A 12147-nucleotide genomic window follows, 5' to 3' on the forward strand; every position below is an offset into this window, starting at 1 on the left:
GGTTTGATGGTATTACTGACAAAATGGAAGACAAGAAGACTACCACAAAGTGACGGCCTTGAAATTCAGCTTATACCATTTCTTGCTCTCTATCCTGTCTCAAAAAGAAAAAAGGCGTCGATTGACGCCTTTACTCTATTTTTTTAATGATGTTCTAACGCTTGCTGGTACAAAGCAACATACTCATTGGCGGCTTTGTTCCAACAAAAATTTTGCCCCATTGCTTGAAGCTGTACACGCCTAAACTCATCCGGTTGCTGAGCGTAAAGCAGTAACGAACGCTGTAAGGTTAAAAGCAAATCCTGCGGTTCAGGTTGCATGAAAACAAAACCTGTCGCCTGCTCTGGGTTTTCATCGTAATCATTGACGCTGTCTTTCAGACCACCCACACCGCGTACAATCGGTAGTGTTCCATAAGCCATGCTGTAGATCTGATTTAACCCGCACGGCTCAAACTCCGAAGGCATAAGGAAGATGTCTGATCCTGCCTCTACCAAGTGCGCTAAACCGTTGTCATAAGCTTCAATGAACTTGAACTTATCACTGTGTTGCGACTCCACCTCTCTCAGTTTCGCCGCGAGTGCAGGCTCACCCGTTCCGACAATCACCAGTTGCAGGTCGAACTTGAGGAATTGAGAAAGAATAGGTAGCAAGTAGTGAACACCTTTCTGGTTAGTCAACCGACATACCATGCCGTACATAGCGACATCTTTTCTTTCCAATCCGGCTCGCTCTTGTAAACTGCGCTTACATCCCGCCTTGCCATTCACCATGCTCTCTTTATCTGCACAATAATTAGCAGGGATCAGTGCATCGGTTTCAGGGTTCCAAGATGAATAGTCACAACCATTCAGAATGCCGACAAGGTCGTCAGCACGAGCCTGGAACTCAGCGGCCATGCCATGGCTGCCTAGCTCCGTTTTTAGCTCTTCTGCGTACGTAGGACTTACCGCATTAATTTTATCCGCATTCAGCACCCCTGCTTTGAGCATGGAGATGTGCGTTAGACTGACTGCAGCATCCGGTGCATACCGCCCATGAAACTCAGGGACACATTGCAACTCGTCATAGCTAAACACGCCTTTAAACACGGAATTATGCACAGATAGCACGCTCTTCATGCCAGAATAGAAGTCTTCATTTGCATAGCGGTGCGTCAGTAAGAATGGAACTAAGCCTGTATGCCAATCATTCGCATGAACAATTTCCGGCTGAAAGTTCAGCTTCGGCAGCATGTCCAAGCAAGCAGCGCTAAAAAACGCAAAGCGCTCACCATTGTCATCATAAGCCTGATTGCTTTCCGCATACATTTCAGGGCGGTTGAAGTATCCGGGACAATCGATGGCATAAACGAGAACACCCGCTACTCTCAGCTCTCGAACTTTGTATTCTGTATGAGGCCAGTGTGAGAGTTTGGTTTCAAGCACAATGGGCGCCGATTCAATACCTGCTATTTTTTGGTAAGCCGGAAGCGTAATTCGAACATCATGCTCAAGTTCAAGTAGTGCCTCGGGCAGTGCCTTGGCAACATCGGCCAAGCCACCACTTTTGATCAACCCTTCAACTTCTGATGCTACAAAGAGAATGGATAAATTCTTAGTAGCCAACACGTGCTCCTTTTGGAATAACAACAATACCATTTTCAGATACGTGGAAGTGCTTCTTATCTTCCGTCAAGTTAACACCTATTTGCGTACCTGGTGCGATGTCTGAGTCTTTGTCGATGATTACACGGCGTAAAACACATCCTTCACCGACTTTGACGTCACCTAAAAGAATGCACTCGCTAATATCACATGCTGAAGCAATATTACTCCTAAAACCGAGCACTGATTTTTCGATACGTGAGCCGCGCACATAACTTCCATTACAAACCAAACTATCTATGATCTGTACGCGACCATTCACTGAATCTGTAAACGTTGCAGGTGGCAAAGGCGGATAGTAAGTGTGTAGTGGCCATTTACGGTTATATAGAGAGAATGAGGAGTCTTTTGCCAGTAGGTCCATATGCGCTTCCCAGTAGGCATCTATCGTACCGACATCGCGCCAGTAAACTTCGTCTTTTTCGCCAGGGATTTTATTGGTACTAAAGTCATAGACGTAAACGTCACCTCTCGGGAACATTTTCGGGATGATATCTTTACCAAAGTCATGGGAGGAGTCTGGGTTCTCAGCATCTTCAATCAGTTCTGAGAACAATGTTTGCGCTTCAAAAACATAGTTCCCCATAGAAACCAATGCGTATTCTGGATCGCCTGGAATGGATTTCGGGTTCGATGGTTTTTCTTCAAAACCAATCATTCGGCCTTCAGAGTCCACTTCGATCACACCAAATTGAGACGCCTCAGCCAGGGGCATTCTTAGTGCAGAGACGGTCAGCGATGCTTCTTTATCTTTATGGAATCTCAACATTTGTTTGATATCCATCTTATAGATATGATCCGAGCCAAAGATACAAACGTGGTCCGGTTCAGCCAACTCCATAAAACGTAAGTTCTGATAGATGGCATCTGCCGTCCCTTCATACCAACGCTTACCCGTTCTCATTTGTGCAGGGATTGGGTCAATAAAACGATCCGTTATACCGTTGATATTCCAGCCTTTTTTAAGGTGATGGAACAGCGACTGCGACTTAAACTGAGTGAGCACATAAATGCGCATCAAATCTGCGTTAACAAAGTTATTCAACGCAAAGTCTATCAGCCGATAGCTTCCGCCAAACGGTACCGAGGGTTTACTGCGTGACTCCGTCAATGGACGTAGACGTGAGCCTTCTCCACCAGCAAGGATCATTCCTAAAACACCAGCCATGTAATTCTCTCCATATTATATTTTTTGATAAGCATATTTTTATTGGGGGGCTTATCTAATATCCGTGTAGTTACCCAAAAATTAGAGCGGATAACTCAAGCAACAAGCTGTTGCAACTCACCTTATACCGCACTATGCAAGCAAAGGATTAAGTATAAGTTATCGTATTTCAGAAAGATTACAATTTGAATTATGCGTAACTAATAACCTCACAAAAATTACTTTTTATTGGCCTGCTTTAGCTCACACTATCATGGAACTGAAACACAAATACTTAACACAAACTGCACAATGCAGTGATATTCATCTCATACTCCTGATGAAATGAAATTCCCATACTATTCAGTTGGTTAATAAGTTTTCAAAAATAAAAAATACAAACAGCATCGCTGAACTCCGAGCAAAAAAAAGCAGCCTTCTGGCTGCTTTCTTCATTCTGTCAGTTATGACTTCTTAGCTGGTTTTTTACGCTTATCGGTTATTTCCCACTTACCGTCCACATATAGTGCGGTATACCCTGTAGGCTTGCCATCAACTTCAGAACGAACATAGTTCTCTTTCGTTTTACGGCTAAAGCGCACCACCATAGGAAGGCCATCCGGATCTTTCTCTGGCGCTTCTGCCAGGTACTGAAACTTCGGTGAAATACGATCTTTAAACCTAACTAACTCCGCAACTAGTGGCGCACGAGTTTCGCGTGATTTAGGGAAAGTACTTGCCGCTAAGAATAAGCCTGATGCACCGTCACGCAATACAAAATACGCATCTGAGTTTTCACAAGGAAGCTCTGGCAGATGCACAGGATCTTCTTTTGGCGGCGCGACTTCACCGTTCTTCAAGATTTTACGAGTGTTTTTACATGTTTCACTCGTACAGTCCATATACTTACCAAAGCGACCGTTCTTAAGCACCATGTCGCTACCACATTTGTCACACTCAACAACTGGGCCATCATAGCCTTTTACTTTGTATTCACCGAATTCGACTACGTAGCCTTCACAGTTCGGGTTGTTACCACAAACATGAAGTTTGCGCTTATCGTCAATCAGATAAGCATCCATCGCGGTTTCACAAATAGGACAACGCTTCTTAGCGCGAAGTGCTGCGGTTTCAACGTCTTCTTCCAGAACGTTGATAATGCCTTCTTCATCACCAAGGTTAATGGTGGTTTTACAACGCTCTTTTGGAGGTAGCGCGTAGCCAGAACAGCCTAAGAACACGCCGGTAGACGCCGTACGAATCCCCATCGGACGAGAACAGGTTGGACATTCAATGTCTGTGTAGACGATATGGTTCGGCTTCATACCACCATGGTCTTCGTCTTGCTCTGCTTTTTCCAAGTCGCCGGTGAAATCTTCGAAGAAGTTATCCAGAACACCTTTCCAGTTCGCTTCGCCTTCGGCGATTTGGTCCAGCTTCTCCTCCATGCGAGAAGTAAACTCGTAGTTCATTAACTCGTGGAAGCTATCATCTAAGCGATCTGTCACGATTTCGCCCATCTTCTCAGCATAGAAGCGACGTTGCTCGACTTTAACATAGCCGCGATCTTGGATTGTAGAGATGATCGAAGCGTACGTTGAAGGGCGGCCGATACCACGTTTTTCTAGCTCTTTAACCAATGCTGCTTCTGTAAAGCGAGCTGGCGGCTTCGTGAAATGCTGCTTAGGTTCGAGTTTAATTAACTCAATCTTATCGCCAATTTGTACCGCTGGTAGAATTTGATCTTCGTTCTTACCTAGTGGACGTTGAACACGAGTCCAACCATCAAACTTGAGGATACGACCTTTCGCTTTCAGCGTGTATTCTGCCGCTTTCACGCTCACTGTTGTTGAGTCATATTTTGCTGGTGTCATTTGACACGCAACAAACTGGTTCCAAATCAGCGAGTAAAGCTTGTGTGCGTCCGCTTCCATACCTTTTAGGTCATCAGCTTTCACTGCCACATCAGAAGGACGGATCGCTTCGTGCGCTTCTTGTGCACCTTCTTTGCTGCCGTACACATTCGCTTTTGCAGGCAAGTAAGCATCGCCAAATTCACTACCAATAAATTCGCGAACGGTTTCAACAGCTTCCGCGCTCAAGTTGGTCGAGTCTGTACGCATATAGGTAATGTAACCCGCTTCATACAAGCGCTGCGCCAACATCATGGTTTTCTTTACACCATAGCCAAGACGCGTGCTTGCCGCTTGCTGCAGTGTCGACGTAATAAACGGTGCAGAGGGTTTGCTAGATGTCGGGCGGTCTTCGCGTTTACAGACTTCGTAAGCTGCATTTTCTAGCACTGCAAGTGCAGATTTGGTTTCTGCTTCATTAACGGGTTTAAATGCAACACCGTCTTTTTGAGCCACTTGCAGACGGAAATCGGTTTTATCTGCCGTTTTAGTGTCAGCGTGGATATCCCAGAACTCTTCTGGAACAAATGCTTTGATTTCACGCTCACGCTCAACCAGTAACTTCACTGCAACAGACTGTACTCGACCAGCAGACAAGCCACGTGCCACTTTTTTCCAAAGCAGCGGAGAAACCATAAAGCCAACAACACGGTCCATGAAACGACGTGCTTGTTGTGCATTAACGCCATCCATACTTAGCTCACCAGGGCTCTGGAAAGCTTGCTGAATCGCGTTTTTTGTAATCTCGTTAAATACTACACGTTTGTATCGCTCTTCATCGCCACCGATGATCTCACGAAGGTGCCAAGCGATGGCCTCTCCCTCGCGGTCCAAATCGGTTGCTAGATAAACGCAATCAGCGTCTTTGGCTAGCTTCTGAAGTTCTGCGACAACTTTTTCTTTGCCAGGAAGAATTTGATAGTTCGCCTCCCAACCATGGTATGGGTCAATGCCCATTTTCTTGATCAGTGATTTGCGATCTTTTTCTTTTTTGATACGTGCTTTTTCTTCAGCACTTAAGCCTTTGGTTGATACCGCTGCTGCTTTTTGACCAGTACTTTGGCCAGCAGTTGGCAGATCACGAACGTGACCTACACTGGACTTTACAACAAAGTCTTTACCTAAATACTTATTGATGGTTTTCGCTTTGGCTGGCGACTCCACAATAACCAGTGACTTACCCATATTTGACTCAAGTGTCCTATTAATGACTGCGATTTATTTATCGCACAACATACTTAATAATTCGGTTCTTTTTTTACTATTGAGCGAGAATACTAGAAGATCAATATCTTTTTTCAAAATTAACTTTGACTGCTCGACAAATCGACGAAAGTCGACAGGTTTGGAAGTGCCACATACTAAACGTCACAGATTCACTTCTGCCAATCATTAACGATATTTTATGCCGCTTGTCACAAAACCAATCGAGCAAATCTGACCAAGGTGCTGAGATTCATTGATCTAGTACATTTGAAATCGCAGCTTAACTTCCTACAATTCCCACATTCCCTCTTTTTATATAGAGGCAACAAGCCGAAGAGAACAACCATGAGTGAAAAGAAAGTCATTTCCCAATTCGAACTGCTGTTGATCGCCAACCACATGATTCAAGAGCATGATGACTACATCGAAGGGATGCGCGCTGATAGCGTTGAAGAAAAAGAGGATGTGTTGGTATTTAAAGGCAACTATTTCCTTGATCAAAACGGCCTGCCAACTACGGATACAACCGCTGTTTTCAATATGTTTAAATACTTGGCGCACCGCTTATCTAAAGAGTTTACGCTAGAAAAATAACCACCAAAACAAAGAGCCAGAGTCGATGCTCTGGCTCTTGATATTAACAACTCAACGATTGTAATTTGTCAAAGTAATCTGGGAATGTTTTGGAGGTACATTTCGGGTCATTGATGGTTACTGGGGTATCGCTAAGTGCCACTAACGAAAAACACATGGCCATGCGGTGATCGTCGTAGGTATCAATCGCGGCATGTTTCAGTTGTGCAGGTGGTGTAACCACGATGTAATCTTCGCCCTCTTCCACTGCTGCACCCACCTTACGAAGTTCAGTCGCCATTGCGGTTAAGCGGTCGGTTTCTTTCACTCGCCAGTTGTACACGTTACGAATCGCAGTTGTACCTTTCGCAAACAGTGCCGTTGTCGCGATGGTCATAGCCGCATCAGGAATATGGTTAAAGTCCATATCAACAGCTTCCAGCTCACCAACTCTTGAGATAACGTAATCGTCACCCCATTCGATTTCAGCGCCCATTTTCTCTAGCGCATCGGCAAATTGAATGTCACCTTGAATACTGTTTTTGCCAATGCCAGTGACCTTAATCTCACCGCCTTTAATCGCTGCGGCCGCAAGGAAGTAAGACGCCGACGATGCATCACCTTCAACCAAAAAGTCACCTGGTGCAATGTATGACTGGCCGCTGCGAATAATAAACTCTTGGTAATCACGGTTTTCAACTTCAACACCAAATTGCGCCATAATGTGTAAGGTGATATCGATATATGGTTTCGACACGAGATCGCCCACAATCTTAATCGTGACATCATCTTGTGCTAACGGCGCTGACATTAGAAACGCCGTTAAGAATTGGCTAGAGATAGAGCCATCAATTTCGACCGTGCCACCGGTTAACCCTGTGCCTTTAATTTTTAGCGGTGGAAAGTTCTCGTTTTCCAAGTACTGAATATCCGCTCCCGCCTGACGAAGCGCATCAACCAAATGACCAATCGGGCGCTCTTTCATTCGCGGTTCACCCGTCAACACGTATTCACCACTACCTAAACATAGTGCCGCCGCTAATGGGCGCATCGCTGTACCCGCATTCCCCAAAAACAATTCTAACGCTTCAGGTGCAGCAAACGGTTTACCTAGACCTTCAACTTCACAAACGGTTTTATCTTCAGAGAGTTGATAACTGACACCCAATTGAGTTAAGGCGTTAAGCATATGACGAATATCGTCACTGTCGAGAAGGTTCGTAAGGCGAGTCGTTCCTTTAGCCAAAGCGGCCAAAAGCAGAGCTCGATTAGACACACTTTTTGAGCCTGGTAAATTCACTTCACCAGATACTTTGTTGATAGGTTGTAACGTAAGGCTTTCCATTAAAATTGCTAGTCCTTGCTCGCCCAGCCTTACCCACTGGGCGATGTCAAAATTCTTCGTACTTGCAGACTATCTAAAATTTTGGTGTAAGACTAGAGCCAAAGCGGCATAAAATCTGGGTATTTAACTCTTTCAGAGTGATGTGCTAACAACTGCGCTTTAATATTCAATGTCCACTCTGACACCATCGTTAAAATAGAGAATACGGACTCTATCCCCTCGGCTAAACAGCATATTGTTGTCAATATCCTGTATGACATCAATTAACTGATCGCTGTCGGTTCTAATTAACAGCTCAACCAACCGATATTCAACATGGTATTCCTGGCTAGCTTTATTTCTGGCGATGCTTGCCCCTGCAACTGCCCCGACAGCTGTGGCGACTTCTTTACCTCGCCCACTGCCAAATTGATGCCCTATTACGCCACCGACCACTGCTCCTAACAAGGTTTCCCAGCCATTAGCTTGCGCTTTAACGATCTCTTGCTCAGTGATGTAACGCACTGTCTCAATTTGGCCAAACACAACTTTATTCACCGGCCGAGCCGTGTTTCTTTCATACGCTGCATTGGCAAATAATGGAAAAATCAATATCATCAATACCCACTTTCTCATACCTTTGTCCTCACTTTATGGCGATTTACTTAACAGAGTTAGACCCCGACGAACTATGGTTTCCGTCACCTTTCGAGGCACTAAACGACCCAAATGGGTTACTTGCGTTTGGTGGGGATTTGTCTTCCAAAAGGCTAATACTGGCATATCACAATGGTATTTTCCCATGGTATGGACCCGGCGAACCTATTCTTTGGTGGAGTCCGACCCCTCGTGCTGTTTTCAACCCAGTCAAATTCAAACCAGCTAAAAGCCTAAAGAAGTTTCAAAAAAAACACGCCTATAGAGTAAGTATAAATAAAGCAACCCGCTCGGTAATAGATCATTGCGCAGAAGTCAGAAGTGAGGAAGAAACTTGGCTTAATGAAGATATGCGTAATGCCTATAAACGCCTGAGCGAAAAGGGTTATTGCCATTCCGTTGAAGTCTGGAAAGACAACGAATTAATTGGCGGTCTATATGGCCTCTCCATCGGGCAGCTATTTTGCGGCGAATCGATGTTTAGCCTAAAAAGTAACGCGTCAAAAATTGCACTTTGGTATTTTTGCCATCACTTCCGTAAGCACAATGGCAAGCTCATTGACTGTCAGGTAATGAATCCACACTTGAAATCTCTCGGGGCGAAAGAGCTTGAGCGTGAAGAATTTACCAAAAGGCTGCTATCCTTTAGAGAACGGTCCGTTGAAGAAAATTGCTTTAATGAACAATGGTTAGCATCACCGTTAGAGGATATACATGAGCTCTGATTTGCAACATATACGCATTGGACTGACGGATAATCACCCTTGCAGTTACTTAAAAGATAAGCAAGAGAGAGTGGCCGTCGCGTTAGATCCCTCAATGCAATCAGCGGAAAACTATGAACTGCTGCTGGCGAATGGATTTCGCCGCAGTGGAAGTACGATTTATAAACCACATTGCGATTCATGCAGTGCCTGTGAAGCGTTAAGAGTCTCCATTCCAGATTTTGTGCTTTCCAAAAGCCAAAAACGCTTACGTAACAAAACCCGCCACTATGAGTGGACATTAAAACCCCACATGGATGAAGGCTGGTTTGAACTATACTCTCGCTACATAGAGGCTCGACACCGAGGGGGAACGATGTATCCTCCTAAGCAAGATGAGTTCGCTAAGTTCGCTCAATGCGACTGGCTTAACACCCAATATTTGCATATTTACGAAAATGACAAGTTAATTGCCATCGCAGTTACGGATGTTCTAACCCACAGTGCGAGTGCTTTTTATACATTTTATGACCCAGATTACGAGCTTTCTTTGGGTACATTAGCCGTTCTGTTCCAACTGGAATATTGTCGAAATGAAGGTAAAAAGTGGCTTTATCTGGGTTATCAAATCGATGAATGTCCAGCGATGAACTACAAAGTCCGCTTTCAACGCCATCAAAGGCTAGTAAATCAGCGTTGGCAAGGGTAGAATACGCCCCAACTTTACTAAATTCATTTTAATCGGCATTATACGGCGATTAAAATTGCCCATTTTTTAAAAGAGGATTAAATGGCTAAAGAAGACGTAATTGAGATGCAAGGCACTGTCCTTGATACTCTTCCAAACACAATGTTCCGTGTTGAGCTAGAAAACGGTCACGTAGTTACAGCTCACATCTCTGGTAAAATGCGTAAGAACTACATCCGTATTCTTACTGGTGACAAAGTAACTGTAGAGATGACTCCATACGATCTATCTAAAGGTCGCATCGTCTTCCGTGCTCGTTAATCTCTGATTATCGAACGCAACAAAAAACGGAGCTTCACGCTCCGTTTTTTGTAACTGCTGTTTCTATTATTTTCCGCGCGCTTCTTTATAGTGCTGACGGCAAACTGAAACATACCTTTCGTTTCCACCAATCGCAACTTGGTCACCTTCTGCAATCGCATTACCATGCTCATCTGTTCTGATGACCATATTAGCTTTTCTGCCACAGTGACAAATTGTTTTTAGTTCAACAAGCTTATCTGCCCAGGAAAGTAAGTACTTGCTGCCCTCAAATAACTCCCCCAAGAAATCGGTACGCAAACCGTAGCAAAGTACGGGAATATCAAGCTTATCCACGACTTCTGTGAGCTGATACACCTGCTCTTTCGACAAGAACTGGCATTCGTCGACTAATATACAGTGACGTTTCTCTACTTCATTGAGAGCCGCGATCTCTAGGTGAAGGTCAGTATCGCTTGTGAATAAATGCGCTTCTGATTGTAAACCAATTCGAGAGCTCACTTTGCCGACACCAAAACGATCATCAAGTGCAGCGGTGAAAATGACAGGCGTCATTCCGCGCTCTTGGTAGTTAAAAGAAGATTGAAGAAGAGTGGTGGATTTACCCGCATTCATAGCCGAGTAATAGAAGTACATCTGAGCCACTAATTAGTACCTATACAAGCCAAGATAGAAAAGAAAAGGGCTGAATTTACAGCCCTTTATAAAAGAATCAATTATTTACGACGCCAGGTCGTCCCTTCGGGGCCATCCTCCAAGACGATCCCCATTTCTGTCAGCTTGTCACGTGCCATATCAGCATTCGCCCAATCTTTTGCTGCGCGGCTGTCATTACGAAGTTTGATAAGTGCTTCAATCTCCGCGACTTCATCATCATTGCCCGCGTCGCCTTTCAAAAAGGCTTCAGGATCTTGGTGAAGAATACCGATAACGTCAGCCAATTCACGCATTAACGCACCCAATGCACTTGCAGCGGCTACATCTTCTGTCTTCAGGCGGTTAATTTCACGCGCCATATCAAACAGAACAGAGTATGCTTCCGGTGTATTAAAGTCATCGTTCATCGCTTCTGCAAAGCGAGTGACATACGCTTCACCACCTGCTGGCTGAGCCGTCAGGTCAAGACCACGCAGAGAGGTGTACAAACGCTCCAGTGATGCACGCGCTTGGTTTAGGTTGTCTTCACTGTAGTTTAGCTGGCTACGGTAATGACCAGACATTAGGAAGTAGCGCACTGTTTCTGCGTCATAGTGCTGTAGGACGTCACGAATAGTGAAGAAGTTGCCAAGCGATTTAGACATCTTCTCTTTGTCGACCATCACCATGCCACTGTGCATCCACGTATTGACGTACTGAGTACCGTGTGCACAGCATGATTGTGCAATTTCGTTTTCGTGATGTGGGAACTGTAGGTCAGAACCGCCGCCGTGGATGTCGAAATGGTTGCCAAGAATTGACGAGTTCATTGCTGAACATTCGATGTGCCAACCCGGGCGACCTGCGCCCCATGGTGATTCCCATGTTGGTTCGCCTGGCTTAGACATTTTCCAAAGAACAAAATCTAACGGGCTGCGTTTTGCGCTTTCCACATCAACACGTGCACCAGCTTGAAGTTGGTCAAGGTCTTGTTTCGACAGCTTGCCGTACTCATCGTACTTACCTACTTCAAACATTACATCGCCGTTTTCGGCAACGTAAGCAAAACCGCGTTCGATCAGTTTTTCTACCAAGGCAATGATTTCATCAATGTACTGTGTTGCACGAGGTTCCACGTCCGGACGCTTCATGTTCAGCGCATCAAAGTCAGCGTACATTTCGCCGATTAAACGCTCTGTTAACGAATCACAGCTCTCGCCATTTTCATTGGCTCGCTTGATGATCTTGTCATCAATATCTGTAATGTTGCGAACAAATGTTAGATCGTAACCAAGGTAACGAAGGTAGCGAGCCACGACATCAAACGATACA

11 protein-coding genes are annotated in these 12147 nt (G+C 44.8%); 4 read left to right on the forward strand and 7 right to left on the reverse strand.

Annotation, left to right across the window (positions count from 1 at the left end; all coding sequences use genetic code 11):
- Positions 1 to 143: 143 nt before the first annotated feature.
- The 3 genes from glgA to topA all read right to left on the reverse strand — a co-directional run bounded on the left by glgA (position 144) and on the right by topA (position 5891).
- Positions 144 to 1607, reverse strand: a complete 1464-nt coding sequence (gene glgA, locus VNE01S_RS11100) for a glycogen synthase GlgA (protein WP_053393788.1) — start codon at positions 1605 to 1607, stop codon at positions 144 to 146.
- On the reverse strand, positions 1597 to 2814 hold the full coding sequence (gene glgC, locus VNE01S_RS11105) for a glucose-1-phosphate adenylyltransferase (protein WP_053393787.1): 1218 nt from the start codon (positions 2812 to 2814) through the stop codon (positions 1597 to 1599). The genes glgA and glgC overlap by 11 nt, the downstream gene beginning before the upstream one ends.
- A 443-nt stretch (positions 2815 to 3257) precedes the next feature.
- Entirely contained in the window at positions 3258 to 5891 is a 2634-nt protein-coding gene (topA, locus tag VNE01S_RS11110; protein WP_053393786.1) for a type I DNA topoisomerase, read from the reverse strand.
- A 366-nt stretch (positions 5892 to 6257) separates the two neighbouring features.
- Between topA and VNE01S_RS11115 the strand changes: the two genes are divergently transcribed.
- A complete protein-coding gene (locus tag VNE01S_RS11115) occupies positions 6258 to 6506 on the forward strand; it encodes a YciN family protein (protein WP_053393785.1) in 249 nt (82 codons plus the stop codon).
- 43 nt (positions 6507 to 6549) lie between these two features.
- Here VNE01S_RS11115 and aroA read toward each other — a convergent pair whose 3' ends face one another.
- Positions 6550 to 7830, reverse strand: a complete 1281-nt coding sequence (gene aroA / locus VNE01S_RS11120) for a 3-phosphoshikimate 1-carboxyvinyltransferase (protein ID WP_053393784.1) — start codon at positions 7828 to 7830, stop codon at positions 6550 to 6552.
- A 159-nt stretch (positions 7831 to 7989) separates the two neighbouring features.
- Complete coding sequence (locus VNE01S_RS11125; RefSeq protein ID WP_053393783.1) at positions 7990 to 8445, reverse strand: outer membrane lipoprotein; 456 nt, start codon at positions 8443 to 8445, stop codon at positions 7990 to 7992.
- A 17-nt stretch (positions 8446 to 8462) separates the two neighbouring features.
- Between VNE01S_RS11125 and aat the strand changes: the two genes are divergently transcribed.
- From aat to infA, 3 genes are all read left to right on the forward strand, one after another.
- Complete coding sequence (aat, locus tag VNE01S_RS11130; protein WP_053393782.1) at positions 8463 to 9191, forward strand: leucyl/phenylalanyl-tRNA--protein transferase; 729 nt, start codon at positions 8463 to 8465, stop codon at positions 9189 to 9191.
- Complete coding sequence (locus tag VNE01S_RS11135; RefSeq protein WP_053393781.1) at positions 9181 to 9879, forward strand: arginyltransferase; 699 nt, start codon at positions 9181 to 9183, stop codon at positions 9877 to 9879. Before aat ends, VNE01S_RS11135 begins: the two co-directional genes overlap by 11 nt.
- A gap of 81 nt (positions 9880 to 9960) precedes the next feature.
- Entirely contained in the window at positions 9961 to 10179 is a 219-nt protein-coding gene (gene infA, locus VNE01S_RS11140; RefSeq protein ID WP_001040192.1) for a translation initiation factor IF-1, read from the forward strand.
- 66 nt (positions 10180 to 10245) lie between these two features.
- Here infA and VNE01S_RS11145 read toward each other — a convergent pair whose 3' ends face one another.
- Together VNE01S_RS11145 and cysS are read right to left on the reverse strand one after the other, a co-directional pair.
- A complete protein-coding gene (locus VNE01S_RS11145) occupies positions 10246 to 10824 on the reverse strand; it encodes a thymidine kinase (protein ID WP_053393780.1) in 579 nt (192 codons plus the stop codon).
- Between the two features lie 71 nt (positions 10825 to 10895).
- The coding region (gene cysS / locus VNE01S_RS11150) for a cysteine--tRNA ligase (protein ID WP_061781644.1) at positions 10896 to 12147 on the reverse strand (1252 nt) is incomplete at its 5' end.

The sequence above is a fragment of the Vibrio nereis NBRC 15637 genome (genome assembly GCF_001591105.1).
GTDB classification, from domain to species: Bacteria; Pseudomonadota; Gammaproteobacteria; order Enterobacterales; family Vibrionaceae; genus Vibrio; species Vibrio nereis.

Coding starts and splice junctions, on each gene's coding strand:
- aat (WP_053393782.1), top strand. CDS start 8,463: ATGGCGATTTACTTAACAGAGTTAGACCCCGACGAACTATGGTTTCCG.
- aroA (WP_053393784.1), bottom strand. CDS start 7,830: ATGGAAAGCCTTACGTTACAACCTATCAACAAAGTATCTGGTGAAGTG.
- VNE01S_RS11125 (WP_053393783.1), bottom strand. CDS start 8,445: ATGAGAAAGTGGGTATTGATGATATTGATTTTTCCATTATTTGCCAAT.
- VNE01S_RS11115 (WP_053393785.1), top strand. CDS start 6,258: ATGAGTGAAAAGAAAGTCATTTCCCAATTCGAACTGCTGTTGATCGCC.
- VNE01S_RS11135 (WP_053393781.1), top strand. CDS start 9,181: ATGAGCTCTGATTTGCAACATATACGCATTGGACTGACGGATAATCAC.
- infA (WP_001040192.1), top strand. CDS start 9,961: ATGGCTAAAGAAGACGTAATTGAGATGCAAGGCACTGTCCTTGATACT.
- glgC (WP_053393787.1), bottom strand. CDS start 2,814: ATGGCTGGTGTTTTAGGAATGATCCTTGCTGGTGGAGAAGGCTCACGT.
- topA (WP_053393786.1), bottom strand. CDS start 5,891: ATGGGTAAGTCACTGGTTATTGTGGAGTCGCCAGCCAAAGCGAAAACC.